The organism is Fictibacillus sp. B-59209 (genome assembly GCF_036216745.1).
GTDB lineage: Bacteria > Bacillota > Bacilli > Bacillales > Fictibacillaceae > Fictibacillus_C > Fictibacillus_C marinisediminis.
Genome location: NZ_JARMMC010000041.1, coordinates 13,276 through 40,151, shown reverse-complemented (window position 1 = coordinate 40,151; position 26,876 = coordinate 13,276). Strand labels below are relative to the sequence as shown.

Here is a 26,876-nt window from a genome sequence, read left to right as displayed (position 1 = left end):
TTCGTAGTAGTTAGTGGAATGCTTGTTTCAGGAGGTTTACATGCAGAATTGGATTACAGACATTATTGAACAATTTGGCTATTTCGGCGTCTTTTTGATGATCGCCCTTGAAAATATTTTCCCGCCCATTCCCTCTGAAGTCATTCTGACGTTCAGCGGTATGATGACGTCTTTCTCTAAACTCTCGGTGTGGGGAGTCATTTTGGCAGCGACGGCAGGCTCGGTTTTTGGAGCTGCTGTTCTTTTCAAAGTGGGTACGTATCTTGATGTTTCACGCCTTGAAAAAATTGTAGACCGCTGGGGAAAAGTCCTGCGGTTAAAAAGAGAAGACATTTATAAAGCAGATTCCTGGTTTGATAAATATGGGTATTGGGCCGTTCTTCTGTGCCGGCTCGTTCCCCTTATCCGAAGCCTTATTTCGATTCCGGCGGGGATGTCGGGCATGAGGTTCAGTCTTTTCCTGCTGTTTACGACGATCGGCACACTCGTGTGGAACACGATTCTCGTTTATGTCGGAGCAGCGTTCGGGCGCAATTGGGAACAGGTCGTTCAGTTCATGGACATCTATTCCAACATCATGTACGCTCTGCTGGCTGCTGGGCTGTTGGTGTTCGTCTTTTTATTTATGAAAAAAAGAAGAAAGTAATGAAGCTGTCCGCCATTTGAGCGGACAGCTTGTTTATTTTGTCTTTGCTGCTTCGGGATAGACGTGGGACTCTGTTTTTGGATTGAACAGCGAAAGAACTCCAGACGCGGTAAGTACGCCTAAAATTACACATCCGACTCCAAGCAGCTGAGGGTAGGTGATAGATGTCCCAGTCATGGCGGATATGATCATCGTAACCACAGGAACAAGGTTGAAAAATAGGGAGGTCTTGCCGGCTCCAATTTTTCTGATACCAAGGTTCCACCATAAATAGCCAAGTACGGTCGTACATATGGCCATAAAAAGAATAGCTCCCCAGCCTCCAAGCGGAATGTGAGGTGTTTCGGCCGGTGGTCTTGAAAACAAAGAGACAGCAATTAATGCGGCAGCACCGATCAGCATCGGATATGCCGTTGTTTCAAGAGAAGAGCTGTCTTTCATCCATATCCGTCCTAGCACTCCATAGCTTGCCCAGCAGAGGTTTCCTCCCAGGATGATAAGATCTCCTTTAGAAAAGGATAGGCTCATTAACGTTTCCAAGGAGCCTTGCGTGATGACTAAAACGACGCCAATAAAGGCAAACCCAGTTCCGGCCATGCGCTGTTTTGTCAGTTTTTCTTTTAGCAGGAACAGTGCTAAAACCGACGTCAAAATAGGGTTGGTGCCAATTATAAGCGCTCCATTGATCGGTGACGTATATTTCAATCCCGTGAAAAACAAAGTGTTAAAGCCGAACACTCCGATGATGCCGAGAGCCGCATAAGCCGCTAAATTCCGGGATAGCGTTGTTTTCTTCACACCTTCACTAACGATTAAAATCAGAAAAAGCACGATTGCAGCGATACCAAAGCGCCAGGCGGCTGCCGAGGCCGGTGAAAAATACCCTACTGCATACTTGCCGAGATTAAACGTAGCTCCGGTAAACACCGCAAAACCAAGCAGCATGAGATAGACTGAGAGATTTTTCATTTCTTCGCTTCCTCTTCCAATAACGTGTGATACGTTTGAAGCTTCTCCCTGGTGACTTCCATAATGGCTTCCAATTCCCGTTTTTTGTTCTCCATGTTTTTTAGATGTTTTTCTAGGATGTCCACTCTTTTCGTCAGTGTAGGAGCGGGCTTGTAATCGGGATCTTCTTCCAAACTGTCCCAAATGCAGCCATCCTGTACAAACTCTTTTACCTCTTCCAATGGCATGCCAGTATCCTTCAGGCTTTTTAAAAACTTGATGAACGCAATATCTTTTGCTGAATACAGACGCTTATGGCCATTCTTCCTTCCAGGTGCCGGCAGCAAGCCCAGCTTTTCATAGTAACGCAGTGTATAGGCACTGATGCCGGTATCCCGGGCTGCTTCACTGATTGTGTACATAACCAATCATCCCTTTCTTTCACTTTCTTAAAGCTTACAACTTAGAGCTTGCTCTAAGTCAATTGGATATTTGGAAAAAAATAAAAATAGGCAATGGTTTTGGGGTTGCGAATATGTGGTAAATTGCTTTGATTAGCCAAATCAGTGTCTCCCGAAATTTTTATTTTGGGTACATATATATTTTTCAGGTTTACCCCGTAAGATAGCACATAAGGTTTGTTGCAGCAGTAAAAACAAATCACAGATAAAAGAGGGGTCTGGCGAAATGACTGAATTAACGAGGATGAAGACTGTGCTCGTAACGGGGTATGCGAAAGCGCCGCATGGAAATTATATGTTTGAAGTCTGCAAGACATCGGGCATCGTCATGGAAATTGATACAGAGACCAATATGATCGTCAATGCTGAGTTTACGTTTGCCACGGAGCTGGCACGCGATTTTCTGAGAAGGGTCATCGTCAATTATAATTTAGCACAGGGGATCGACGGATTGATCCAGAGAATCGAAGACTATTATTATACCCCTTCCACACCTTCCGTCATCATGGCAGTCAAAGCCGCCCATAAACGGTATTTAGAGAAAATGAGATATTCCCAAGCGGCAACCTGATCCTTAAACCTTCAAACCTATTAAATGGGTGGCGATCTGTACTGATCGGCTGTGTACTCATGTTTATTGTTCTGGGCATTTCAGAACTTCAGAGTTTGTTTTAATATAGAGTAGAAAGGGCTCGTCCATTCGGATGGGCTCTTTTTTTATTCGTGAAGAGGTTTTTGGTAAAATAAAGCCAATTAGAAGAAGGAAGATAGTTAAAAAGAAGGATGTGAGCAGCGGAACGTATTCTGCTGAATAAAAATGAAAATTAAAATTATTATTGCGGATGACAATTCCTTTATTCGAGAAGGAATGAAAATCATATTAAGCACGTATGGAGATTTTGAAGTGCTTGTTACCGTTAATGACGGTAAGGAAGCCGTTGATTTTTGCAAAAATAATGAAGTGGATGTTGCCCTTCTTGATGTGCGGATGCCGAACATGAACGGTGTGGAGGCGACAAAATTCATCGCAGAACATACGTCGTGCAAACCCATGATCCTGACCACCTTTGATGATGACGAATATATATTTGACGCTATAAAAAACGGTGCAAAAGGCTATTTGTTAAAAAACACAGAGCCTGAACGGATTCGCGATGCCATTAAGAGTGTCTATCACGGCAACACGGTAATGCAGGATGTCGTTCTGGAAAAATTGAAATCGAATATCGATGGAAGCAAAAAGGCAGAGACAAAAATTGATGCTAGTCTTTTTACCGAACGCGAGATGGGAATCATGGCGCTCATCGCCAAGGGGTTCTCCAATAAATCCATCGCAAAGCAGCTTTTTATCTCAGAAGGAACCGTCGCCAACTATATTACCTCTATATTAGGAAAAACAGGTCTGGAGCATCGAACTCAGATTGCTATTTACTATTTAACAGGATCTGTGGAGTAAGGGGTAGAAACAATGGAGCTATGGATCATTTACACCAAGCTGATCGTCGTGCTTTTTCTTGCGGCCAGCTATGCCCGCATGAATGTGGAAAATCTGCCGTGGATCATATTTTGTCTCCTCTTATACGTGAGCTTAAATATCATCATGTATATCTTCAGCCGCGAGAAGTTCCAGCAAACGGTTCTGCTTGTTTCAATTCTGATGACCTGCCTGGCCTTTTATTATGTGGATCCGCTGTTTATTTTGCTTTTGCCATTAAATCTATATGAGCTGGCCTCAACATATTTCAAAACGAAATGGCTGCTGCTGGCTCTGGGTCTAATCCCGGTTTTGTATCTGCCTCAAAATAAATACTTATTTGGGTTGGTTTCTGCCTTCACCTTTGTTGTACATACGATGACCACCCGCTATACAGAAAAACTGATTCAGTATGAAAGCAAGCTGGACAAGGTGAGGCATGATATGCAGCGTCTGACGTCAAGCCTCAATGAAAATCAGGAGTATATCAAGCAATCTGAATATACGCATCGGCTTGAGGAGCGGAACCGCATCTCACAGCAGATCCATGACAGTATCGGCCACTCCATGACTGGAGCATTGATACAGATGGAAGCAGCAAAGAGCTTGATGGGAATGGATACGGGGAAAGCGAAAGAACTCTTGCAGAATGCCATCGTCATCTCGAAAAAGGGAATTGAAGATATACGAATTACCTTGAAAAATATGAAGCCCCCCACTGAACAGATGGGGGTTCAGCGAATGAAACTGATGATTGAAGAGTTTTCGGTAAAGCACCGGATCAAGGCTCCTTTCGTATACAAAGGAAATATGGACATGATTACTCCTATCCAGTGGAAGATTATCGCGGAGAACGTGACCGAGGCGCTTACGAATTCCATGAATTATGGCAAACCGACGGAAATATCGATCGAGATTCATGTACTGAACCGCATGATCAAAGCGGAGGTCAGGGACAATGGAAGAGGAGCTGTTAAAGTGGTAAAAGGGCTTGGAATCCTGGGGATGGAAGAGAGAACAGCCTCTGTCAACGGAACGATTATTGTGGACGGAACGAACGGTTTCTCTGTTACCACGCTGCTTCCTATAGGCTAAGTGAAGAGCCTCATATAAAAATAGTGAAGATTCTCATGTGAAAAGAGTGAACTAATGCACTGACGTTGGTTCACTCTTTTTCCGTATAATGACAATATAAAGAATACATGAGGTGAGATGATGAACGTTTTAGAAATCAATAACCTGACAAAAAAATTCGGTGACTTCATCGCTGTAGACAATATGTCCTTAACCATTAAAGAAGGTGAAATTTTCGGGTTCCTCGGTTCGAACGGAGCCGGAAAAAGTACAACGATCAACATGATTGCAGGTTTGTTAAGAAGCAATGAAGGAGAAATCAAAATCCTTGGCAAGAACATTGCAAACAACAGCAAGTTCGCAAAGATGAACATCGGCATCGTACCACAGGATCTGGCCATCTATGAAGATATGACAGCCTATGAAAATATACGTTTCTTCGCAGGACTTTACGGACTCCGCGGTGCAGAACTCAAAGACCGGGTAGAGGAAGCACTCGAGTTTGTCGGCTTGCTTGATAAACAAAAAAACTTTCCAAAGAACTTTTCCGGCGGGATGAAACGAAGGCTTAACATCGCCTGTGCCATCGCGCACCGTCCGAAACTGATCATCATGGATGAACCGACGGTCGGGATTGATCCACAATCCAGGAACTATATTTTGAACTCTGTCAGAAAACTGAACGAGATGGGATGCACCGTTATCTACACGAGTCACTATATGGAGGAAGTCGAGGAAATCTGTACCCGAATCGCCATCGTCGACCATGGGAAAGTGATAGCGGAAGGCACAAAAGAACAGCTGAAAGCCATCATTACAGACACGAAAGACATCTGGGTCGATGTAAAATCAAATGAAAATATTGAAGAAAACATATTAAAAGACATCAACGGGGTAAACACGGTGCAGGTTGAAGAGAACATCGTTAAAATCAATTCTCAAGCCGAAGTCAGCAACTTAAATAAAATCATTCAATATTTTATCAACCGGGAAATCGAAATCCGCTCACTGCAAGAACAGGCACCTAACCTGGAAACCGTATTCCTCACCCTAACCGGAAGGAATTTGAGAGATTAAGGAAAATTGGCGTTAGCCAATTATTCCTACCTTTAATTAACTCTAAGAAGCTATGAACTTCTTTACAAAAATAACTAAGGAGGACTTCCCCCTTGAACATATTTAACATTGCACTTCATCATTTAAAAATCAGCATCAGGGATACCAGAACGTTGATTTTCATGCTGGCATTTCCGATCGTGATGATGCTGGTTCTTGGCTCTGCTTTATCCAATGCGTTTGATAACAATATCAAGATTGATAAAATGCAAGTCCTTTATAAAGAAACCGGGGACACCAGCTTCTCCCCGTATTTTAAAGAATTTACGAAGGCTGCCAAAAAAGAAGATATTTATTTTTATAAAGCTCCTGACAAAATGGATGGAAAAAAAGAAGTAAAACAGAACCGCTATGATGCTTATGTGGAAGTTTCCAATAAAGGCTTAACCTTTTACGGAAGTGAACGAAACAGCATTGAGAGCAGCATTGTTCAAGGAATGCTGACAGCTTTTGCAGATAAATACAATCTCGTCAGCCAAGTGGCTAAAGTGAAGCCGGATCAGACACAGACGGTGCTCGCCAGCGGTACACCGGGCGATTACGTAAAAGAGAAGTCATTGAACGCCAATAAAGCACCGGGATCAATGGATTATTATGCGGTGGCTGTAACAACGATGATCGCTTTGTACGGGGCGATGGGGGCATCCTTTTTGCTCAGGGGAGAGAGAACACGAAATACAGCGGTACGTTTGGCAACCGCACCGATCACCAAGGCTGAAATTTTTCTCGGGAAAATTATCGGAAGCATTGTACTAAACCTGCTATCTCTTCTTCTCATTGTCGCTGTGAGTTCCTTGCTGTTTAACGCAAACTGGGGGGAGCATCTCGGCCTGGTCATTGTCATATTACTATCTGAAGTTTTCCTTGCCGTAAGTTTCGGCATTGGGGTCAGTTACATGGCAAAAACCGGCGAGGCTTCCAGGACGATCATCCTCATTGTTGTTCAGCTCGCTTCCTTCTTCGGCGGGGCTTATTTTAAAATCGATAATCCCGATGGCTTCATGAAGCTGGTCACGAACCTTTCACCGCTGACTTGGGCAAATTCAGCCATCAATAAAATTATCTATAATAATGATCTTGCTGCTTCACTGCAGGTTATTGGATTAAATCTCGGGGTAGCTGTCATCTTTTTAACCATTGCCATTGTTGCTTTCAAACGACGGGAGGGCCTTTAAGTGAAAGAGATTCTTTGGCTCATAACAAATTCTCTGCGCTCCATCATTAAAAATAAAAGAAAGCTGTTCACCTACCTATTTGTACCGCTGATCGGTATTCTCATTGGAATTGCGGCGTATGGCAACACAGGTCCCGCTACCATGCATGCTGGCGTCGTTAACCAAGATAAAGGGGAAATTGCCAATGACACGGTTAAATTTGTCGACGGATTAACAAATGTAAAAGTGAAAAACATTAGCTCTTCAGAAGTGAAAGATCAAATTGCTTCAGGAAAGCTTGACTGTGTTATTGTCCTGAATTCGGGCTTCTCAAACAGTGTGCTGAACGGCAACCCTGATCACATTGAAATCGTATCCATCAAAGGGGCAACCATCACTGGTTTTGTGAAAACCTATGTGAATAACTATTTGTCTAACATCGCTTCCTTAAGCAAGGCAGCTGGCGGAGATCAAGCTGCGTTTCAAAAAATGTATGACCAGTACCGTGCATCAGACTTTCAAGTTTCAGCTCATTCACTCAAAGATACTTCAAAAAATAATGATATAACGAATCAGACGGTCGGTTTTCTTATCATGATCATGCTTTCATGTGCGGGCGGATTATCTGAAATTATCCTTCAGGAAAAAGAAAACAGAACCTATCTGCGGTTAATGTCAACACCGATTAACAGCCGAAAATACGTTTTCTCAAATGTGGTTGTTAACATGATCATCATGACGGTACAGATCTTAATTACACTAACGTTTATGACTCAAGTGTTCCATATTTCTACGGGGATCCCGTTCTTGACGATGGTAGAAATATTAATGATTTTCGCTCTTGCAGGTGTTGGATTATCGCTTGTCATCACAGCATTTGCATCGACCACGACTTCAGCTGGAGCACTGCAAAATTTGATCATGACACCATCGTGTCTGTTGGCTGGCTGCTTCTGGCCAGTGGAGATCATGCCGAAGACGCTGCAAAAAATAGCAGATTTTCTTCCTCAGCGATGGCTGCTGGACACATTTACCCAGCTGCAAAAAGGCCATTCGCTAAGCAGTCTTTCACTGAACATCGCCATTCTTTTCGCTTTCGCATTAGCCTTCTTCATGATTGCGATCTATAAGTTCAGCCGCGGCAATAATGTAAGGAACTTTATATAATAAAAAGCTGTGTTAATAAATGTTGTTGATTTTTGGTAGGGGTGATTGAAGCGCCATCTGAAAAAGCAGAAGGGTATAAGCAAGCTTTTTCCCATCTGCTTTTCGAGCGCTTCATTTGTTTCACAAATCAGCCGGCTCTTATCATCGCCAGCTATCACCCCTTTTTCTCTAAGAAAAAGACTTGAGAGCCTCTTTTAAACATCAGTATGCGATGTCCATTATGATTGGAAATCAACAAAATGCTTTAAGGTTTTAAGACCACTTTAATACACTCATCCGCATGATCGTTGAATGTTTTGTACGCTTCGCTCGCCTGATCAAGAGGTACTCGGTGTGTAATGATCTCAGTCGGATCAAATTCCTTATTGGCAATTTTATCAAATAGCATCGGCATATAATGGATAACAGGGGCCTGGCCCATTTTCATTGTGATATTACGCTCAAAAATGTTTCCAAGCGGGAACATGTTGTACATGGATCCATATACACCAGTGAGTTGGATGGTTCCAAACTTTTTAACGGCCTTGAGGGCGATCTGTATGGCACTCAGCGTACCGCCCTGCAGCTTCAGTTTTTGTTCAATCGCTTCAACAGGCGACTTTTTGCCGTCCATTCCTACACAATCGATAACAACATCTGCGCCGCCGTTGGTGACTTCATGAATGTGGGCACCCATGTTATCGAATTGATCAAAGTTAAAAGCTTCAACATTGTTTATTTTCACTGCATGATTAAGACGATATCTTAAGTTATCTACGGCAATGACACGCTTGGCGCCTTTCATCCATGCAAATTTCTGTGTCATTAAGCCAATTGGACCACAGCCCAGAACAACGACCGTGTCACCTTCTTTTACCCCGGAATTTTCGACGCTCCAGTAGGCTGTAGGAAGAACATCAGACATGAAAAGCACAGCTTCATCCTCAAGTTCCGCTGATTCAGGAATGACAAACGGCATAAAATTTCCATAAGGCACACGCAAATATTCGGCTTGTCCACCGCTATAGTCGCCGTAACGGTCCGTAAAGCCGAAATATCCGCCTGTATCAAATTCAGGATTTCGGTTGGAATTATCACATTGGCTTTCCATTTCATGCTGGCAATAATAGCAGTGGCCACAAGAAATATTGAAAGGAAGGACGACCCTGTCTCCTTTTTTTACTTTGGTGACCTCAGGACCAACTTCTTCTATAATACCCATGGGTTCATGTCCAATGACATAATCCTTATGTGCTGGAAGAGCTCCCTGATAAATGTGGAGATCTGATCCGCAGATAGCGGTTGAAGTAATGCGGACAATGATGTCTTCCTTTTCCTGTAGTTTGGGATCTTCAACATTTTTCACTTCGATTTCTTTTGCTCCCTGAAAAGTAACAGCCTTCATAATCAACCTCCTAAAATTGGTATAAAATACTATACCCCAAGTGAGGTTTTTTACCCTTCATTTACATAAACACAAAAGAGCAGTCCCTCTAAGGAGGAACTGCCCTTTGTTCCTCAAGGAGGAACTGCCCTTTACCTGTTTTTTATGGATTTGTCGACCACATGCCTGCGTTTTTAATAAAAATACGCGGATTTAATTTTAACTGGGAAACCATGAACTCGGCCATATCCTCAGGCTGCATCACTTTTTCTGGATTGCCGTCCGTCAGATTTGTATCAATGGCCAAATCTGTCGCCACTGTGCTTGGTGTCAGGGCACTGACACGAATATTATGTTTCCTTACTTCAAGCATAAGAGATTCGGTTAGACCTAATACTGCAAATTTAGAAGCACTGTACGCACTTGTTACCGGTGCACCTTTTTGCCCTGCTGATGACGAAATGTTAATGATATCGCCTGCTTTTCTTTCAATCATTCCCGGCAAAACTGCTCTTGTAACGTTGTAAACACCCATTAAATTGACGTCTACGATATTTTTCCACTCTTCAGGCGAAAGTTCAAGGAATCCGCCAAACTTTGCGATCCCGGCATTATTTATTAAAATATCGATGGAGCTCAGTTCATCTTCAATGCTTTTTACAGCTTGAACAACAGCATTGCTATTCGTAACGTCAGCTTCTGCAATCGCCACCTTCACGCCATATTCCATCAGTTCTGCTGCTGTTTTTTCGAGATTTGAACGGGTTTTACCGATAAGGCCAACATGAATGCCTTCATTTGCAAAAGCAATCGCTGTTGCACGGCCGATTCCTCTTCCAGCTCCGGTGATGAGCGCTGTTTTTCCCTTTAATGTTTGCATCTGCGCTTTCCTCCTTAATGTAAAAACAACTGGAAGGACGCCAAAGGCAGTCCTGTCCTGTTTTTAATGAATATCTATTCCAAATTGGCATGCCGTCCGAACATGGTATCGGTATCCAGCCCTTTTCTTTCCATAAAACGTAAAATAACGGCATCGAAAAACAACAGAAGTGTTTGTTCGAATAGAGATCCCATAGGCTGAATGGTCTTATAGTCATTTTCCGATTGATCTTTTGGAGAGCCAGGTAATTTTACGCAGACATCGGCCAATTTGCCAAGAGTCGAGTCGGGAAAGATGGTCACTGCAATAACTTTACCGCCAATGCTTTTCGCTTTTTCGGCCATTGAAATAAGGCTTTTTGTTTCCCCGGAACCTGAACCGAAAATGATGAGATCGTCCTCGGTCAGGTTAGGAGTAACGATTTCACCGATGACATAGGAATCCAATCCCATGTGCATCATTCGCATGGCAAAGGATTTTCCCATCAATCCGCTCCGGCCAGCTCCTGCAACAAATATCTTCTTGGCTTTCAAAATTTCATCTACGAGCTTTTCAGCCTCTTGATCTGAAATTAGGTCCGCTGCCCGGCTTAATTCCTTCACAATTTCCGTATAATAATGTGAAGTATTCATGTGGAAAATCCTTAGCTTTGTTTTACTAATTTTTGGATTTCAGCTGCGGTTGCTTTTTTATCATCTTGTCCAGTAATACCGCCGCCGACAATAACCAGGTCAGGCTGAGCTGCAACAACTTCAGGCAATGTTTCTAATTTAATTCCGCCTGCGACAGCCGTTTTTGCGTTTTTAACGACGCGTTTGATCGCTTTTAAGTCTTCAAAAGAATTTTTCCCGACAGCCTGTAAGTCATAACCTGTATGGACACAAATATAATCAACACCAAGCTCATCAAGCTCTTTTGCTCTTGTTTCGATATCTTTAACGGCAATCATGTCCACAAGGATTTTTTTGTTTTGTTTTTTTGCTTCATCAACCGCACCTTGAATGGATGCATCTTCAGCTGCCCCAAGGATGGTAATGATGTCAGCACCGGCTTCAGAAGCCTTCATGACTTCGTATCCTGCAGCATCCATAATCTTTAAGTCGGCAAGGACTTTCAAATTTGGAAATGCTTCTTTCATTTCTTTAACTGCTCTAAGGCCTTCGTTGATGACAACCGGGGTACCGATCTCAACGATATCGATATGTTCTTCAACTTCTTTCACCAATTTGATGGCTTCTTCTGTATTTACAAGATCTATCGCTAATTGTAATTCCATTTTTACATTCTCCTCCTGTGGTGTTTTATCTATGTTGCACCTCATATTATTTCCTTTGGCGGCTGACTTTATAAAGTCCGTAAAGGATTAGTTGTAAGTATACTCTTCATGATTACCTATTGTGAAGTACTGACTTTAATATTACATAGTGTCAAAAAGTATACTATAAGGTATAATAAGGGTGGAGGTGATGTTCTATGTCACGAATGGACGATAAAATGTTTAACTGTGAGAAAGAATTAACGTTATCTGTCATCGGCGGCAAGTGGAAAATGATTATTTTATGGCACCTTGGGAAAGAAGGAACAAAACGTTTCGGTGAGCTGAAGGCTCTTATACCCGCCATCACTCAGCGCATGCTCGTTAACCAGCTTCGTGAACTGGAAGAGGATATGATTGTCCATCGCGAAGTTTATCCTGTTGTTCCGCCAAAAGTTGAGTATTCATTGACGAAGCAAGGTGAGAGCCTGATGCCGATTCTTGATGCCATGTACCAGTGGGGGAAGGATTACATGGTAACCATGGATATGAAACCGATAGACGAGGTAAAGTAATCCCGTCCGAAGAAGGACGGGATTTTTTTATGTTTATGAAAGTGCTATTTGTAAAACATTTGTATTTGTTCCTAACAACATTTAAACTATTTATAAAATATTCTGAATATATGTACAAGTTATGCATGCCATGAGAGGTGAAGATATGAAACAGCAAACCATTGAACAAACAACAGAACAAACATTTTATGATCATGAACGATATCCTTTTGCTTCCCGGCGTTCAGTAACGTACGGAAAAAAAGGAATGGTCGCAACATCTCAGCCGCTAGCGGCACAGGCAGGCCTGGATATCTTAAAAAAAGGCGGAAATGCCATTGATGCGGCAATTGCGACGGCTGCCTGCCTTACCGTGGTCGAGCCGACGTCAAACGGGATCGGTGGAGATGCTTTTGCGCTTGTTTGGACAAAAGGAAAGCTGCACGGGTTGAATTCAAGTGGTGCCACACCCCAAAATATTACCGTTGAAGCGCTCAAACATGAAGGGTACGACAAGATCCCGAAATATGGCTGGTATCCGGTTACTGTCCCCGGAGCTCCTGCGGCATGGGCAGAATTATCGCGCCGTTTTGGAAAGTTGCCGCTGACTGAGGTGCTTCAGCCGGGCATTACATATGCAGAAGAAGGTTTTCCGGTTTCTCCAGTACTCGGAACGTATTGGAAACAAGCTTTTGAAGCTTACAAAAAAGAACAGAAGGCCGATGAATTTAAGAGCTGGTTTGAAACCTTTGCGCCCGACGGAAGAGCTCCGGAAATAGGTGAAATGTGGCGATCACCCGATCATGCAGCCACATTAAAGGAAATCGCCGAAACAAACGGAGAATCCTTTTATAGAGGGAGACTGGCTGATAAGGTCAGCAAAGCCTCTGAAAATGAAGGGGGTTTCCTGCGAAAAGAGGATCTTGCGGCCTATTATCCAGAATGGGTAGACCCGATTAAGGCGGAGTATAAAGGATATGAAGTATGGGAGATCCCCCCGAATGGCCAGGGAATTGTTGCTTTAATGGCGCTTAATATCCTAAAAGGGTATGATTTTCCCGAAACGGAAGCTGCTGATCGGTATCACAAGCAGATTGAAGCGATCAAGCTTGCTTTTATGGATGCCAAAAAATATGTGACAGATACTACGCATATGAAAGTAACAGCAGAAGCTCTTTTATCAGAAAAATACGCAGAAAAGCGCAGACAGCTCATTGGTTCAGAAGCGATGCTGCCTGAGCCGGGAACACCTCCAAAAGGCGGCACAGTCTATCTTGCAGCGGCTGATGAAGAAGGAAACATGGTATCGTTTATTCAAAGCAACTATATGGGCTTTGGTTCTGGAATTGTGGTGCCTGGCACCGGGATTAGCCTTCAGAATCGGGGACATGATTTTTCATTGGATCATTCTCACGACAACTGCCTTCGTCCCGGCAAGAGAACCTATCATACCATTATTCCGGGATTTTTAACGAAAGACGGCCAGCCTGTCGGTCCTTTCGGTGTTATGGGAGGATACATGCAGCCCCAGGGGCATGTCCAGGTCATCATGAACACGGTCGATTTCCTGCTGAATCCACAATCCGCGCTTGATGCGCCAAGATGGCAATGGATCGAAGGGAAAAAGGTACTGGTAGAACGTTCACTGCCGCAGCATGTTGCCGAGGAATTGGCGCGCAAAGGCCATGACGTAAAAGTTGCACTTGATGCCGGAAACTTTGGGAGAGGCCAGATCATATGGCGCAATCCTGAAACCGGTGTACTTGCCGGCGGAACAGAAGGCCGGACTGACGGAGCCGTGGCAGCCTGGTAGAAATAACCTTCATAAGGATTTGATGCATTCATGACCTATTTGCAATTATTTATCGCTTTTTTTCGATCAGGCATTCTTGGATATGGAGGCGGTCCGTCCTCCATACCGCTCGTACATAAGGAAGTGGTCGGAAAGTTTAAATGGATGAACGATGAAGAATTTGGAGATGTGCTTGCCCTTGGAAATGCCTTGCCTGGCCCCATTAACACAAAAATGGCAGGATATATAGGATACCGGGTGGCCGGTTTATCCGGTATGCTTGTTGCTTTGCTCTCTTCTATTCTTCCTACTATTATTCTGATGATCGTCCTTCTTACCTCTCTCGCACAATATAAAGACCAGCCATGGGTTCAAGGAATGACAAAAGGCGTGCTTCCTGTTGTTGCCGTTATGCTTGCGGTGCTGACGTGGCAGTTTTTCACCAGCGCAAAGAAAGGTCTGGGAGTTAAGCTCAGCCTGATTCATGTAGCGGCAGGCATCTTATTATTGCAGCTGATGAGGATACATCCCGCCATTTTGATCGGCGTGCTTCTGGCTTATGCGCTTCTTAAGCCCACAAGGAAAGATAAAGAGAAATCTTCTGAGAGAGGGGAAGGTATGGGATGATTTATTGGCATATTTTCCTTGCTTTTTTTATCCCCGGCATGCTGGGGTATGGGGGAGGCCCGGCTTCGATTCCTCTGATTGAAAATGAAGTTGTGGGCCGTTATCATTGGCTGACTGTCAATCAGTTTACTGAAGTGCTCGCGCTTGGCAATGCCCTCCCGGGTCCGATTGCCACAAAGATGTCCGGCTATATCGGTTACACGCAAGGAGGCGCTCTTGGCTCTTTTGTGGCTGTTTTTGCAACGGTAGCGCCTTCCCTGGTTTTGATGATCGTCTTCCTGAGTGTCATCTATAAGTTCAAGGATTCACCAAGAGTGAAAAAAATGACGTTATACGTAAAACCAACGATTGCCGTTCTTCTCGGAGTGATGGCTTATGATTTTTTTGCGGAATCTGTCAGCTCTTCCGGCTGGATACAGACTGCAGCCATAGCCGCTATCAGTTTTCTATTAATGCAAAAATTCAAAGTATCTCCAGTTATTGTAATCGTGGCTGCCATTGGCTACGGGGCAGTTTTCATGGCATAAGAAAAGAACTGACATTGTCAGTTCTTTTCTTATGTCACCTTTCTTTGGCTGCGTAAAATGATCGGGATAATCGTTCCTGCAAGGACAAGCCCGAATGCGATTGCCCCTGAAATCAGAAAGGTTTGTGAGCCGAGCTGGATCGCGGCGTTGTAATCATTCTCGACCAGCTGCCTCATCGTGTCATAGGCACCGCCGCCTGGTACGAGCGGGATGATGCCGGAGACACTGAAGATGATGACAGGCATACGGTGGATCCGGGCATACAGGTGGCTGATGGCCGCTACCACAAATGAGGCCATCGCGGTGGCCAGAACCAGATCGAACTGGCTGTTTCCTGACATCCCTTCAAAGATGAGCCAGCCGATCATCCCGCAGATGCCGCCGGGGATGACAGCCTTTTTTGGAACGTTAAATAGAATACCAAACCCGGCCGAAGCAATAAAGCTCGTCCAAATAGCTTCAATCATGTGCATCGTATTTCCTCCTCACAGCGTAACGATAACAAAAGCAATGCCAGTTCCGATGGCAAAGGCCGTCAGCATCGCTTCAGCTCCTAATGAGATGCCGGAAACAAGGTGACCGGCCATCAGATCTCGTACCGCATTTGTGATCAGCACACCCGGCACAAGCGGCATCACGGCTCCTATAATAATCTTATCGAGCTGGTCTCCAATGCCGGCCGTAATGGCAAGCTTGGCGATCAGGCCGATAAAAAAAGCAGCAAGAAGCTCAGAGAAAAAGCGGACCGAAATGTAGCGTTTTGAAAATAAGAAAATGGCATAACCGACACCTCCGGCGATCATGGCAGGCAAAAAGTCGTTCCAGTTTCCTTTGAACATTAGGGCGAAGCAGCCGCTCACGAGAATGGCAGCCACAACCTGAATCCATGTTGGATACGCTTCAGGTGTGACTTCAATCTTTTTCAATTCCTTTTTTGCCGTCTCCAGTGAAAGGGATTCATTGGCCACTTTCCGTGACAGATCATTGACGAGAACGACGACATGCAGATCTGTCGACCGGTCGAGGATCCTGACAATCTTCGTATAATCCTTTGTTTTTCCCTTTTCAAGCAACGATAGAATAATGGCGGTCGGTGTAACGAAAACCTGGGCGGCTTCCATGTTATAGTTTTGCGCAAGCCGGGTGATCGTATCTTCAACCCGGTAGGTTTCTGCACCATTTTGAAGCATGAGCCTGCCTGCCAAAAGGCATACTTCCATTACATCTTCAATTTTATTCTTAGGCATAGTAGGCCCCCCTTTCAGGAGATTAGTTCATAGATTTTTCTGCTGACTTTAGAAATTGCCTGCCTGCAAAAAATACAGCGGCTGCAAATAGAAAAGAGGCAAATAAAAATTCGGCACGATTTCCAACCTTGTAAAACATCGAGCCGATCATCGGTCCGGCCGCCATACCTAAGTACCGGAAAAAGTTATAAACGCCTATGGCTGTTGCACGATTATGCTGAAAAGCCCGTGCCAGCAGGGTGGTTTGGACAGGGAGTGACAGCCCAAGACAAAGACCGAAAAGTGAGATGCTCGTGATTAAAACGGGCAGTGATACTGAAGATAAAAAAACAAATAAAACGGTGGCAAGAACATTTAAGCTTGATGTTACAATCAGGAAATTTTTCGGATTGCCCCTTTCCTGGAGCCGTCCGCCAACATAGCTTCCTGCCACTAAGAACAAGGACATAGGAAGGAAAACCAAGCCTTTTTCGCTAGCCGATAAACCATAGAAGGCTGCGAGCAGATGAGGCAGGAAAACGAGAAAATTATAAAACGTATAATATTGAATAAATCCAAGAAGAACGATAGCAAGTCCGGTTCTTTTCTTAAGTACAATGGTGAAATCCGAAAAGCTGAATCCTTTTCTTGATTCCCCTGCAGGCTTTGTTTCAGGAAGCAGCTTCAAATTAGCAAAAAACATCAGCAGGCCAGTTCCTGTGAGTACCCAAAATACACCTTGATAACCAGTATACCCTCCAACAAAGCCTCCAACAACAGGCCCAACTACCGGGCCGAGCGCTACAAGCATTTGAAAGGTTCCCATAGAACGTCCAAGGCCCTTACCTTCAAATAAATCTCCGATGACAGTGGTTGCGACGACAGATCCTGCTGCGATTCCTGCTGCCTGAACAGCCCGGAATACGAGGAGTGTCCATATGTTAGGGGATAACGCCGCACCGGCTGAAGCGGCAACATAAAGAAGTATTGCAGGAAGCAGCACTTTTCTCCGGCCGATCTTATCTGTCAACGGGCCATAAACCATCTGCATCATAGCGAGTATGAAAGTAAAGATGGAAATCGTTAAATTCACAATGAATCCCGAGGTCTGAAATTCATGCTGGATTTCAGGGAGGATCGGTGTATAGATCGTTTGTGTGAAGGGACCGAAGAATGCAGCAAAGGCTACACAATAAAGTATGATTTTTTTATTCAATGAAGAGATCCGCCTTTCCAATATAACCGCCTATTCATTTTAAAAAAACAGATTTAAAATTTCATAATATTAACTTTCTGACTTTACTATTTTACACTTTTCTTATCATACGGCAAATCATATATTCAGCAATAGAAGAAATAGAATAAACCTTGCTTTATTTGCTCACTCTAATGATAGGAGAATAGCTTTAAAGGGAAGGTGAAGGAGATGCCGGGAGATGAAAAAATCATGCAAGAATCAGTGGAAATCAAACCGGTTGACTCTGCGGCTGCAAAAAACCTGGAGTTTGTAAATCAGGTCCTTCATCAAAGCAGTGATTTGAAATCAAGAGACATCAATCATAATGGATCAGCAGGGATTGTCATCTACCTGGAATCGATCGCTGATACAGAAAAAATTCAAAACAGCGTACTAGAACCGTTAAGCAGACAGCCGAAAATAAATATCATGGCAGGCATTACGAATGCAGAAATGATACAGCTTAACGATTTGAATGAAGCCATAAAAAAATTGCTGACGGGAAACTGCCTTCTGCTTTTGGACGGGATGGACAGTGTTTACGCCATCAATGTCCAGTTAGAAATCACCCGGCCTCCTGAAGAGCCCTACAATGAAAAAGTCGTCCGAGGTTCACATGAAGGCTTTGTCGAGAACATAAACCAAAACCTCGGATTGATCCGCAGGCGCATCGAAAATGAGAGTCTAGTCTTTAAGCAGTATATTTTGGGTAAAAAAACAAAATCAAAAGTGGTCATCGCTTATATGGATGATTTGGTGAATAAAGAAATATTGGCGGAAGTGGACCGGAGAATCTGTTCTATTTCCACAGATATGATTTTTAGTCCGGGGTTTATGGAAGAGTTTCTGGAAAATAAATCATTCTCGCCTTTTCCGCAAATGCTTCCTACAGAACGTCCGGACCGGACGATGGCACACTTAATGGATGGTAGGATTGCGCTCTTGGCAGAAGGGAGCGCAACCGCATTAATTTTACCGGTTACGTTCCTTTCCTTTTTTCAATCGCCTGATGATTTTAACAGCCGACTCCTCTCTGGTTCTTTTTTTCGCTTGCTGAGGATGGTAAGTTTTCTGGTGGCCATGACACTGCCCGCGATATACATAGCCATTATTGGATTTCATTTTGAGATATTACCGAATGAACTCGTTCTTCCTATTAAGTCATCATTGGAAGGTATTCCTTTCCCGCCTATTGTTGAGGCCTTCATCATGGTGTTTACAATTGAGCTGATCCGCGAGGCGGGGGTGAGGCTCCCCACTCCGATCGGTCAAACAATCGGTATCGTTGGCGGTTTGGTCATCGGTGATGCCGTAGTAAACGCCGGCTTTATCTCCAACGTGATGGTCATTGTCATTGCGGTTACGGCGGTCGCATCGTTTACAGTTCCAACCTATGAAATGGGTGCTTCGATTCGTATCTTGACGTTTCCTCTGATGATTGCCGCCTCTCTTCTTGGCTTCCTGGGCATTGTTATGGGGCTGATGGTCATCCTGCTGCATCTTTGTAAATTGGAATCAATTGGCACTCCATATTTCTCACCTTTTGGGCCGTTTAATCTCAGTGGCTTAAAAGATGCAATCGTTCGCTTTCCGATATGGAAACTGAATGATCGGCCGATGGACACTTTGCCGCAAAAAATAAAGAAGCAAAACAAAACCAGAGGATGGAATAAAAATGAAACTAAGAAATGAGGACAATATTACATCCTTTCAGTTAATCTTCTTCATCGTCCAGGCTCAGGTCGGAGTAGGAATCTTATCTATGCCATACAATATTTACACACAAGCTGGACATGACAGCTGGATATCTGTATTAATCGGAGGCTGTATTGTACAAGTTCTATTAGTTTTATTCTGGTACACCATGAAAAGATATCCAGCCATGACCATTTTTGAAATTTTTGATCATAGTGCGGGCCCCTGGATTGGCGGAGTGATTAAATTTCTATATATCATTTTTTTTATTTTGATCGGCGCGAGCATTCTTTCTCTATTTGCAGAGATGATCAACTTATGGATTCTTCCTTTGACCCCCAGGTGGCTGCTTATTATTCTAATGGCGGTTATCGGAATCTATGCAATAAGGGGGCCGGTTAAATTTCTTGCGAGGTTTTTTGTATTTGTCTCAATCATGCTGATCATTTTTGTATTACTTGTCATTTACGCTTTTTTTGAAGTGAATTACTTGAATATTTTCCCTGTAGGTGAGAGTGGCTTTTTCCCAATTTTAAAAGGGACGGAGAAAGCTTTTTTCTCCATGCTGGGATTTGAACTTTTTCTGGTCATTGCCCCTTATGTAGATTCAAAGCCGATTAAGAAATTAAAGTCCATTTCCATCGCCAATCTAATCGTTACATTGTTTTATGCTTTCTTAACACTGATCTGTATTCTCTTCTTTGGTATTAACGAATTTAAACTGGTTCCCCAGCCGTTGCTGTATATGATAAAATCCTTTTCATTTAAAGTTCTTGAACGGATTGATTTGCTGTTTTTGTCCATGTGGATCGTTTCGGTTGCCACATCTTATATGGCCTTCTTGTTTGGCGCTTCAAGAGGAATGATGTCCTTTTCAAAAAAACATCAGGATCATACTCCTTTCGTTATTTTTACTGCAATACCCACTGTCATTCTTGCGCTCATACCTGAGGGGGGGTATGAGGTTGGAAAGTTTACCAATTCCGTGACGTATTTAAGCTATATATTCGTAATCGGGATTCCAATCCTGTTTTTTATCATAACTGCTTTTACCTATATAAAGGAGAAGAAGGCGTTATGAAAAATAAATGGACAAGAATAATCTGCGTGCTGTTCTTGATCGCTTCGATAATCCCCTTGATGACAGGATGCTGGGATCAGCGTCTCATCAAGGAATCCAGGCTTATTTTAGCAGTAGGGCTAGATCTTGCTCCTAACGGAAAAATAAGGGACACCGTCGTATATCCAGTTGTAAACAAACCTTCTCAAGCGGTCGCTATGGTAAAAAGTGTGGTTGTAACTTCAACCGGAGACACCACACGTGATGCGCGGTTTAACCTCGATAAAAAAGTTTCACAGATGTTCGACGCTTCAAGAAACCGCATCTTCTTATTTGGTGAAAAGCTGGCCCGAAAAGATATGTATTCCAGCCTCGATGTCATTTACAGGGATCCCAGAGGGTCCATTAACGCCATGGTGGCCGTTGTGAAGGGACAGGCTAAAAAAGGGCTGGAAATTCAGCCTCAGGATTCAACGCTATTGGATATCTATTACCCTGAACTGATAAGAAGTGCCAGTAATATCGGCCTCTATGATATAGAAACCGTCCAATCGATCTGTTCGCTCATGTTTGATGAAGGGAATGATTATCTGCTGCCTTACTTGAAGATCAGCGAGAAGCAGCAAAGAGCATCAGTGATCGGAACAGCGATGTTTCATAGGAACAAAATGACAGGATCATTGAACGGTAGAGAGTCCACTCTGCTGCTGCTCTTGAACAATGTTAAAAATCCTTACCCTCGATTTACATTTAAAATCAGCAAAAGGCAAGAAATCAATGAAAAGAATTACATGACCATTCTTGTTAATGATATTGAACGGAAAATGAAAATTAACATTTCCCACAATCAAAAAGTACATGTTAAACTAAATTTGGAAATGGATGTAAATGTAAATGAACTTCCGATGGATCATCTGGACAATCCCAAAAAAGCAATAAAGCTGGATCGTTTATTATCACGAGAAATGAATAATCTTGCTAAAAAAACGATTAAAAAAATGCAAAAAGCCAACTGTGATGAGCTTGGGATCGGCAAGAAGATTCGAGCGTTTCACAATTCCGATTGGAAGAGGATGAACTGGGATAAAGATTATTCAAAGATCACTATTGAACCAAATGTAAAAGTTATGATCACTCAGCATGGCATTATTAACTAATGAATAGGCTCCAATTGCCGATAGTAGAAGAGGAGAATAATTCATAGGGGGAAATATTAATCATGCGTAAAAAGGCAATGAAATGGATTGTAACAGCAGCTCTGATGGCCAGCATTATTCTTCCATCCCATGCAGCTGCAGCGTCACCAACTTATTCGGTGACTCCAAACAGTAAAACCTACAAAGGACTTATGATGAACTTCAGTACGTATAATTCGTATACGAAGCATTATTATTTGCTGCGGTCGTACTTGGAACAGCTGGAAAAGACGGGTGGAGGTACTCTCGTTTTAAACAGAGGAACGTACACAATTTCCAACACCCTGTATGTTCCGTCCAATGTAACCCTGAAATTAAAGGACGGAGTGAACATTGTGAAAGGAACGAAGACCGGGACGAGTGTCTTTCAGTCAGCGAAATCTATCTTTCAGCTGATCCGTCCTTCCAAATCGGCAAAGAGCAGTATATATGGAGAATATAACGGAGAGAAAAACATCTCTTTTATCGGTGAAGGTTCAGCCGTAATCGATATGAAGTACACACAAGATGGAATTGCCATAATTGCAGGCCATAACATGAATATAAATGTAAAAAACATTACGTTCCGAAATATGCAATCTGGCCATTTTATCGAAATGGATGCAACGTCACACGCAACCATCGCACATAATCGTTTTCTTGATTCCAAGCCTTCGCCTAACAGGAATAAAGAAGCCATCAACCTTGATACACCGGATCATTCTACATTAGGATGGAGCCAGAAATGGAGCACGTTCGACCGTACACCGAACCAGAATGTAACCATTGAAGATAATGAGTTTAAAAATCTTGACCGGGCGGTTGGGACTCATAAGTATTCAGGCGGAAAATATCATGATCAGGTTGTCATCAAGGACAATACGATAGAAAAAACGCGCCAGGATGCCATTCGCGTCATGAACTGGTCAAACGCTGTCATAGAAGACAATACCATCAAAAATGTAGCTGACGGAACTGGGAGTTACAGGGGGATATTGGCCAGTGGTGCCATCCATCCGAAGTTTGAAAATAACGTCATAGAGGATGCTGCAAGACCTATGCAATTTCTCGTGTGGCGAAACACAGGACCGGGTTCACAGTACGATACGATCTACAATGATTTAAATGAAGAGGATATCAACACTTTAAAGACGAATAAAGTGAAGACACCGACAGAAGGATTTATCCGGATCAATAAAGAATATAATTCCTTCACAAAGCAAAATACCGATTTAATTCCTGTGAAAATCATGAACTAACTGGAAGAGTGAGGCTAGCTCACTCCTTTTATTTATAATGACATTCTAAGGGAGGAAGAGGTCAATTAAAATCGCTGCATTCCGTTCTTTTTTTGCTGCAGGAGGAACCATCATTTTACTGTTGGCATCCTGTACGATTCAAGTGGATAAAAAAGAAGAAAATGTTACCGTAATTCCTGATGTAAACTATAAAGCGGATCAAACGATGCATTTGAAATTAAAAGAGATGAGAAAGAAAAAGCCGGATGGCGAGCCGCTTTATAAGGTATATAAAGATCTCCCCTTAATTGATGTGCATAACCACCAATCTCCAGAATTTCCTTATAGGGAATGGGATAGACTTGGAGTGGATCGTACGGTTTTATTTGGTGGTATTTCAGAACCAGAGGCAATGAAAACAGATGAGCTCGCCTGGAAGGATTATGAGGAACGCCCTGAGCAGGTGTATCCATCCTTTGCGGGCATCAACATTTATTCTGAAAAAGGGATAGCCTATACAAGGAAAAACCTTGAAAATGGTTACTTAAACATCGGTGAATTGGCGGCTGCTTCAACTTATTCGCCAATTGTCTCTTCTGTTAAATGGAAGGCGGAAACTCCGTCTTCTGGGAAACTCAATGAGATTTATAAACTGGCTGGCCGGTATAAAGTTCCTGTGCTTTTGCATATCGATCCTGCTTATGGTCCGCCTATAGCGGGATTGCAAAGGGTGCTTACCCGTTTTCCGAAGGTCAATTTCATTTACGCTCATGCCAACGTTGCCTCCTCGCCAGAAAATATAGAAGCATTGCTTTCTAAATACAGCAATTTATTCATTGACTTTTATGCAGGATATACTGAATATGGCGAAGGCAGTGAATATGAACTGAAAGATTTTGTGCCCTTGATGGAAAAGTATCCAGATCGTTTTTTGTTTGGCAGTGATTCTGGATATGGAATTGGGTATGATGGGGCTATTGCCGCTATTTATGAGATGATTGATCTATTAAGCGATAAAACAGCAGTGAAAGTAGCATATCAAAACTATGAATCACTGATTGAAAGACAGCCTCCTACCCAAACACAAATGAACAAAATTAAATCACTTTCGAAAAGTTCGGCAAAGTATAAGCTGAACAAAAGAGAAGCAAACGAACTGATCATGAAGCTGGCGGACAAGCGCAAAAAAGAAGGATCCTAAAAGGATCCTTCTTTTTGAGCTGATTTTCTAAAGGGTTAGATCCAGCTAAAGCCGAAACCGCAGCAACAGCGGCGGCGTCTATGGCAACCGCAATGTTTTCTCTTGCGCTTTTTACAGAAGCAAGAGCTTGAAGAAGAAGAGGAAGAAGAAGATTCGCATTTATGTTTCTTTCCTGTGCTGAACTTTTTGTGCTTTTTTTCGAAGCCCATTTGTGCATCCCCCTTGAAAGTGGATTCCAGAAATAAATTCCGGTTAAGATATCATATGTGAGGATGGCAGAAGGTGGACTAGACCTCTGTTCTTGTTTTATAACTATTTTTCAAAGTTTAGTAGAAATAGATTTTTGTCTATGGAATAAGCAGCTTATTACACTTCGTAATTTCACCAAACCATCTATTCATGAACTTTATGAACAAAATGCTCTTTATGTATAAAACAGTCATTTTTAAACATTTTTTGATATGATAGTTGAATAAATGTACTAGGCAACGCTGATTTCTCAGGCAGGTATTGACTATCTGTTGAAGTTGAAGGGGTGCAATGCTGATGTTGGAAGGAAACAAAAACGTATCTGCGATTTTGCAGACAGCATGTATAGGGATCACGGGTGCACTCCTGTTCCTTTTGATACACATGCCATTGCCATGGCTGTTAGGTTCGCTCACTGCTGTTGTGGTATGGAGGAAGTTATCAAAACAGCCACTGTACTGGCCGATCGGATTCAGGCATACGGCTATTATTTTTCTGGGATCGATGCTAGGAACTTCTTTTACAGCAGGAACAGTAAAAGAAATGGTGCTTCAGTTTCCTTTTATGGCTTCTACAACTGTTATTACGGTTCTATTTTGCCTCGTTCTGGCTTTCTACACGGTAAAACATATAAAAATTGATCTGGCGAGCAGTATCTTTGGAAGTGTTCCCGGCGGAATGTCACAGGTCGTGGTTATGAGCGAAGAAACGATGGAGGTGGATACAACGACCGTGGTCCTCATGCAGACGATCCGTTCAGTATCTGTCATCTTTTTCGTCCCCTTTTTAACGGTTCACGGAATTGGCGGTGAAGTTCGTCCATCTACGGCTCCACAGGTAAATGCTGCTGAGTCGGGGACATGGGTGCAGTATGCTGTTTTTGCTGCTATCGCCTTGTTTGGCGCCTGGGGAGGAAAGAGGATCAGGCTTCCAGCCGGCTTTTTGACAGGATCTCTGATCGCTGTCGCAGTATCCGTTTCGTCAGGATTGCAAGCCCCTCCTGTTCCGTCATATTTCATTCTCGTCGCCCAAATTTTCCTCGGAATCCACATTGGCCGGCAGTTTAATCCACAAATGGAGGGGAATGTGAAGAAACTAGGCATCTACACGATTGGAAACAGTCTTTTGCTCGTCCTGTTTTCTTTAGGGATTGCTTTTTTGCTCAGCAAATGGACGCCAATGGACTTTACTACCGCGTTTTTGAGTGCTGCACCAGGAGGCATCGCTGAGATGGGAGTTACCGCTTCCGCAGTTCATGCAGATCTTTCCATGGTTACAGGTTATCAGCTGTTTCGTATCTTTTTTATTATGTTTGCTGTTCTGCCCCTGGCTCAATGGTGGGTAAGAAAACGGAAAAAGATAGCTAAATCAGCATAAAAAAGCTTGAAGATCATTATGATTCTTCAAGCTTTTTTCTATGGCTTTTTAAGTTTTTACCCTAGCGAAGTTGTTTGAATATATTTGGCTCAATTATTCTGATTTTGGCTCAATTATCATCGGATTAGGCTCAATTCCAGCCTTGCTTCGCTCAATTCCATGATATCAAGCTGATTTCCGCACATCTTCAGCCTGCTGTTTTCCCTTGTGCAAGAGAGACACAGCGAGATACAGGACGAGAAAGACTGCCATAAACAGAGCGGATAGGCGATACATGCCGGCATATCCCTGATGCATGGCGATCAGACCCAGCAGCATCGAACCTGCAGCTACTCCTAAGTCGAGCGAATTAAAGAACATGCTGTTGGCTAAGCCGCGTTGTTCCACGGGTACTGCTTTTATCATCCAAGCCTGTACGGAAGGCTGAATCATGCCATACCCAAAGCCATAAAGCATCGCGGACAGGATGATATACCCTGTGGAAGAGGCTATGGAAAGCGTAAAGAGGCCGCACATCACGGAGATGGCCCCCGCTGTCAGTAAGCTAAAATGACCTTTGCTGTCAAAAATCTTTCCGGAAAAGGGACGGATGATAAAGATGGCAAGGGCGTTGAATAAAAAGAAGTAGCTGATATGGGTGAGGTGGGCTTCTTTTCCAAATAGAGCAAGGAAACTAAGCAGCCCTCCATACGTAATGGATAATAACAGGTTTAATAGCCCAGGAAGAGCAATTTTTTTAAGGGCTTCTCCCGTACTGTGATTGGCTTTTTTCAATGGTTCCGCACTAGGCGGGGCTGGAAGAACGGCGGCGGATCGGTTCACGAACGCCAGCGGGAAAATAAGAATTAAAACAACAGTCCCGACAGCTGCCAGTGTTCCAAACCCGTAGTTGCCAAGCAATGAAAGGCCGATAATCGGGCCGAGTGACATCGCTAAGCTCGTTGAAAGCCCGAAATAGCCGATTCCTTCACCCATCCGTTTTTGGGGTATAACGTCAGCTGCCATGGTAGGCAAGGTTGTGCTTGATAGTCCGAAGCCTATCCCAAAAAGCACACGCATGACAAGAAGGAGAAGAATAGATCCGCACCAATAATAGCCGGCTGTCGATAGTGCGGCGATGGCGATCCCACAATAAAGAATGACAGATGCTTTTCCTTTTCGAAGAATTCCCGCTGCAAAAAAACGGGTGGCGATGGCAGAAAGAGCAAACAGGCTCGTAACAAGGCTGACGGTAAAATCACTGGCTTGAAAGGCATCTTTCGTATAGACAGGAAACGAAGGAAGTATCATCTGCAAATTTAAAAATAAAAGCAAATTGCATACGGTTATGATAATAAATTCCTTGCTCCAAAGTTTTTCTTGGTGTGAATTCAATTGCAT

The 26,876-nt window shown here is 43.2% G+C and carries 27 protein-coding genes; 17 read left to right on the top strand and 10 right to left on the bottom strand.

The window, feature by feature from the left end:
• Positions 1–40: 40 nt before the first annotated feature.
• A complete protein-coding gene (locus tag P4361_RS22165; protein WP_328091050.1) occupies positions 41–646 on the top strand; it encodes a DedA family protein in 606 nt (201 codons plus the stop codon).
• A 33-nt stretch (positions 647–679) separates the two neighbouring features.
• Here P4361_RS22165 and P4361_RS22160 read toward each other — a convergent pair whose 3' ends face one another.
• Both P4361_RS22160 and P4361_RS22155 read right to left on the bottom strand, forming a co-directional pair.
• Positions 680–1,615, bottom strand: coding sequence for a DMT family transporter (locus tag P4361_RS22160; RefSeq protein ID WP_328091048.1), 936 nt, complete (start codon positions 1,613–1,615; stop codon positions 680–682).
• Positions 1,612–2,022 carry a MerR family transcriptional regulator gene (locus tag P4361_RS22155; RefSeq protein ID WP_254781303.1) on the bottom strand — a complete coding sequence of 137 codons (411 nt, stop codon included), beginning with the start codon at positions 2,020–2,022 and terminating at the stop codon, positions 1,612–1,614. Before P4361_RS22155 ends, P4361_RS22160 begins: the two co-directional genes overlap by 4 nt.
• Before the next feature lie 259 nt (positions 2,023–2,281).
• Here P4361_RS22155 and P4361_RS22150 point away from each other — a divergent pair, with 259 nt between their 5' ends.
• From P4361_RS22150 to P4361_RS22125, 6 genes are all read left to right on the top strand, one after another.
• The gene (locus tag P4361_RS22150; protein ID WP_053357157.1) at positions 2,282–2,626 is read left to right on the top strand and encodes a DUF3870 domain-containing protein; all 345 of its coding nucleotides are present in this window, start codon (positions 2,282–2,284) and stop codon (positions 2,624–2,626) included.
• A 246-nt stretch (positions 2,627–2,872) separates the two neighbouring features.
• Positions 2,873–3,511, top strand: a complete 639-nt coding sequence (locus P4361_RS22145) for a response regulator transcription factor (protein ID WP_328091045.1) — start codon at positions 2,873–2,875, stop codon at positions 3,509–3,511.
• Between the two features lie 12 nt (positions 3,512–3,523).
• The gene (locus tag P4361_RS22140; RefSeq protein ID WP_328091043.1) at positions 3,524–4,624 is read left to right on the top strand and encodes a sensor histidine kinase; all 1,101 of its coding nucleotides are present in this window, start codon (positions 3,524–3,526) and stop codon (positions 4,622–4,624) included.
• Between the two features lie 120 nt (positions 4,625–4,744).
• Positions 4,745–5,680, top strand: a complete 936-nt coding sequence (locus tag P4361_RS22135; RefSeq protein WP_091003083.1) for an ABC transporter ATP-binding protein — start codon at positions 4,745–4,747, stop codon at positions 5,678–5,680.
• Positions 5,681–5,772: 92 nt separating this feature from the next.
• Positions 5,773–6,894: an ABC transporter permease gene (locus P4361_RS22130; RefSeq protein ID WP_328091041.1), complete on the top strand. Its 1,122-nt coding sequence runs from the start codon at positions 5,773–5,775 to the stop codon at positions 6,892–6,894.
• Positions 6,895–8,040: an ABC transporter permease gene (locus P4361_RS22125; protein WP_062232829.1), complete on the top strand. Its 1,146-nt coding sequence runs from the start codon at positions 6,895–6,897 to the stop codon at positions 8,038–8,040.
• A gap of 244 nt (positions 8,041–8,284) precedes the next feature.
• Here P4361_RS22125 and P4361_RS22120 read toward each other — a convergent pair whose 3' ends face one another.
• From P4361_RS22120 to hxlA, 4 genes are all read right to left on the bottom strand, one after another.
• Complete coding sequence (locus tag P4361_RS22120; RefSeq protein WP_328091039.1) at positions 8,285–9,424, bottom strand: zinc-dependent alcohol dehydrogenase; 1,140 nt, start codon at positions 9,422–9,424, stop codon at positions 8,285–8,287.
• Between the two features lie 142 nt (positions 9,425–9,566).
• The gene (locus P4361_RS22115; RefSeq protein WP_091003090.1) at positions 9,567–10,283 is read right to left on the bottom strand and encodes a 3-ketoacyl-ACP reductase; all 717 of its coding nucleotides are present in this window, start codon (positions 10,281–10,283) and stop codon (positions 9,567–9,569) included.
• Between the two features lie 74 nt (positions 10,284–10,357).
• Entirely contained in the window at positions 10,358–10,915 is a 558-nt protein-coding gene (gene hxlB / locus P4361_RS22110; protein ID WP_256224478.1) for a 6-phospho-3-hexuloisomerase, read from the bottom strand.
• A gap of 11 nt (positions 10,916–10,926) precedes the next feature.
• The gene (gene hxlA, locus P4361_RS22105) at positions 10,927–11,559 is read right to left on the bottom strand and encodes a 3-hexulose-6-phosphate synthase (protein ID WP_053357166.1); all 633 of its coding nucleotides are present in this window, start codon (positions 11,557–11,559) and stop codon (positions 10,927–10,929) included.
• Positions 11,560–11,756: 197 nt separating this feature from the next.
• Between hxlA and P4361_RS22100 the strand changes: the two genes are divergently transcribed.
• The 4 genes from P4361_RS22100 (at position 11,757) to P4361_RS22085 (ending at position 15,038) form a co-directional block, all read left to right on the top strand.
• The gene (locus P4361_RS22100; protein WP_091003092.1) at positions 11,757–12,113 is read left to right on the top strand and encodes a winged helix-turn-helix transcriptional regulator; all 357 of its coding nucleotides are present in this window, start codon (positions 11,757–11,759) and stop codon (positions 12,111–12,113) included.
• 145 nt (positions 12,114–12,258) lie between these two features.
• Complete coding sequence (locus P4361_RS22095; RefSeq protein ID WP_328091038.1) at positions 12,259–13,905, top strand: gamma-glutamyltransferase family protein; 1,647 nt, start codon at positions 12,259–12,261, stop codon at positions 13,903–13,905.
• Positions 13,906–13,935: 30 nt separating this feature from the next.
• Complete coding sequence (locus P4361_RS22090) at positions 13,936–14,511, top strand: chromate transporter (RefSeq protein WP_328091037.1); 576 nt, start codon at positions 13,936–13,938, stop codon at positions 14,509–14,511.
• Complete coding sequence (locus tag P4361_RS22085) at positions 14,508–15,038, top strand: chromate transporter (RefSeq protein WP_062232847.1); 531 nt, start codon at positions 14,508–14,510, stop codon at positions 15,036–15,038. Before P4361_RS22090 ends, P4361_RS22085 begins: the two co-directional genes overlap by 4 nt.
• Before the next feature lie 29 nt (positions 15,039–15,067).
• Here P4361_RS22085 and P4361_RS22080 read toward each other — a convergent pair whose 3' ends face one another.
• The 3 genes from P4361_RS22080 to P4361_RS22070 are packed head-to-tail and all read right to left on the bottom strand — an operon-like array spanning position 15,068 to position 17,480.
• Positions 15,068–15,511, bottom strand: a complete 444-nt coding sequence (locus P4361_RS22080; protein WP_062232850.1) for a threonine/serine exporter family protein — start codon at positions 15,509–15,511, stop codon at positions 15,068–15,070.
• A 12-nt stretch (positions 15,512–15,523) separates the two neighbouring features.
• Positions 15,524–16,285: a threonine/serine exporter family protein gene (locus tag P4361_RS22075; RefSeq protein WP_053357171.1), complete on the bottom strand. Its 762-nt coding sequence runs from the start codon at positions 16,283–16,285 to the stop codon at positions 15,524–15,526.
• Positions 16,286–16,307: 22 nt separating this feature from the next.
• The gene (locus tag P4361_RS22070) at positions 16,308–17,480 is read right to left on the bottom strand and encodes an MFS transporter (protein ID WP_328091036.1); all 1,173 of its coding nucleotides are present in this window, start codon (positions 17,478–17,480) and stop codon (positions 16,308–16,310) included.
• A 231-nt stretch (positions 17,481–17,711) separates the two neighbouring features.
• On the opposite strand from P4361_RS22070, the gene P4361_RS22065 reads away from it, so the two are divergent.
• From P4361_RS22065 to P4361_RS22040, 6 genes are all read left to right on the top strand, one after another.
• A complete protein-coding gene (locus P4361_RS22065) occupies positions 17,712–19,193 on the top strand; it encodes a spore germination protein (protein WP_328091035.1) in 1,482 nt (493 codons plus the stop codon).
• Complete coding sequence (locus P4361_RS22060) at positions 19,177–20,277, top strand: endospore germination permease (protein WP_328091034.1); 1,101 nt, start codon at positions 19,177–19,179, stop codon at positions 20,275–20,277. The genes P4361_RS22065 and P4361_RS22060 overlap by 17 nt, the downstream gene beginning before the upstream one ends.
• Positions 20,274–21,413 carry a Ger(x)C family spore germination protein gene (locus P4361_RS22055; RefSeq protein ID WP_328091033.1) on the top strand — a complete coding sequence of 380 codons (1,140 nt, stop codon included), beginning with the start codon at positions 20,274–20,276 and terminating at the stop codon, positions 21,411–21,413. Before P4361_RS22060 ends, P4361_RS22055 begins: the two co-directional genes overlap by 4 nt.
• A 62-nt stretch (positions 21,414–21,475) precedes the next feature.
• Positions 21,476–22,690, top strand: coding sequence for a right-handed parallel beta-helix repeat-containing protein (locus P4361_RS22050; protein ID WP_265409697.1), 1,215 nt, complete (start codon positions 21,476–21,478; stop codon positions 22,688–22,690).
• Between the two features lie 121 nt (positions 22,691–22,811).
• Positions 22,812–23,870 (top strand): amidohydrolase family protein, encoded by a 1,059-nt coding sequence (locus P4361_RS22045; RefSeq protein ID WP_328091032.1) that lies wholly within the window; start codon positions 22,812–22,814, stop codon positions 23,868–23,870.
• 540 nt (positions 23,871–24,410) lie between these two features.
• Positions 24,411–25,496, top strand: a complete 1,086-nt coding sequence (locus P4361_RS22040; RefSeq protein ID WP_328091030.1) for an AbrB family transcriptional regulator — start codon at positions 24,411–24,413, stop codon at positions 25,494–25,496.
• Between the two features lie 165 nt (positions 25,497–25,661).
• Here the strand turns inward: P4361_RS22040 and P4361_RS22035 are convergent, their stop codons facing one another.
• The gene (locus P4361_RS22035; RefSeq protein WP_425590305.1) at positions 25,662–26,876 is read right to left on the bottom strand and encodes an MFS transporter; all 1,215 of its coding nucleotides are present in this window, start codon (positions 26,874–26,876) and stop codon (positions 25,662–25,664) included.

Bases quoted from the DNA above. Each gene is read 5' to 3' on its own strand.
- P4361_RS22165 (WP_328091050.1), top strand. From the start codon at position 41: ATGCAGAATTGGATTACAGACATTATTGAACAATTTGGCTATTTCGGC.
- P4361_RS22160 (WP_328091048.1), bottom strand. From the start codon at position 1,615: ATGAAAAATCTCTCAGTCTATCTCATGCTGCTTGGTTTTGCGGTGTTT.
- P4361_RS22150 (WP_053357157.1), top strand. From the start codon at position 2,282: ATGACTGAATTAACGAGGATGAAGACTGTGCTCGTAACGGGGTATGCG.
- P4361_RS22145 (WP_328091045.1), top strand. From the start codon at position 2,873: ATGAAAATTAAAATTATTATTGCGGATGACAATTCCTTTATTCGAGAA.
- P4361_RS22140 (WP_328091043.1), top strand. From the start codon at position 3,524: ATGGAGCTATGGATCATTTACACCAAGCTGATCGTCGTGCTTTTTCTT.
- P4361_RS22135 (WP_091003083.1), top strand. From the start codon at position 4,745: ATGAACGTTTTAGAAATCAATAACCTGACAAAAAAATTCGGTGACTTC.
- P4361_RS22120 (WP_328091039.1), bottom strand. From the start codon at position 9,424: ATGAAGGCTGTTACTTTTCAGGGAGCAAAAGAAATCGAAGTGAAAAAT.
- P4361_RS22115 (WP_091003090.1), bottom strand. From the start codon at position 10,283: ATGCAAACATTAAAGGGAAAAACAGCGCTCATCACCGGAGCTGGAAGA.
- hxlB (WP_256224478.1), bottom strand. From the start codon at position 10,915: ATGAATACTTCACATTATTATACGGAAATTGTGAAGGAATTAAGCCGG.
- hxlA (WP_053357166.1), bottom strand. From the start codon at position 11,559: ATGGAATTACAATTAGCGATAGATCTTGTAAATACAGAAGAAGCCATC.
- P4361_RS22100 (WP_091003092.1), top strand. From the start codon at position 11,757: ATGTCACGAATGGACGATAAAATGTTTAACTGTGAGAAAGAATTAACG.
- P4361_RS22095 (WP_328091038.1), top strand. From the start codon at position 12,259: ATGAAACAGCAAACCATTGAACAAACAACAGAACAAACATTTTATGAT.
- P4361_RS22090 (WP_328091037.1), top strand. From the start codon at position 13,936: ATGACCTATTTGCAATTATTTATCGCTTTTTTTCGATCAGGCATTCTT.
- P4361_RS22085 (WP_062232847.1), top strand. From the start codon at position 14,508: ATGATTTATTGGCATATTTTCCTTGCTTTTTTTATCCCCGGCATGCTG.
- P4361_RS22080 (WP_062232850.1), bottom strand. From the start codon at position 15,511: ATGCACATGATTGAAGCTATTTGGACGAGCTTTATTGCTTCGGCCGGG.
- P4361_RS22075 (WP_053357171.1), bottom strand. From the start codon at position 16,285: ATGCCTAAGAATAAAATTGAAGATGTAATGGAAGTATGCCTTTTGGCA.
- P4361_RS22065 (WP_328091035.1), top strand. From the start codon at position 17,712: ATGCAAGAATCAGTGGAAATCAAACCGGTTGACTCTGCGGCTGCAAAA.
- P4361_RS22060 (WP_328091034.1), top strand. From the start codon at position 19,177: ATGAAACTAAGAAATGAGGACAATATTACATCCTTTCAGTTAATCTTC.
- P4361_RS22055 (WP_328091033.1), top strand. From the start codon at position 20,274: ATGAAAAATAAATGGACAAGAATAATCTGCGTGCTGTTCTTGATCGCT.
- P4361_RS22050 (WP_265409697.1), top strand. From the start codon at position 21,476: ATGCGTAAAAAGGCAATGAAATGGATTGTAACAGCAGCTCTGATGGCC.
- P4361_RS22040 (WP_328091030.1), top strand. From the start codon at position 24,411: ATGCTGATGTTGGAAGGAAACAAAAACGTATCTGCGATTTTGCAGACA.
- P4361_RS22035 (WP_425590305.1), bottom strand. From the start codon at position 26,876: ATGCAATTGAATTCACACCAAGAAAAACTTTGGAGCAAGGAATTTATT.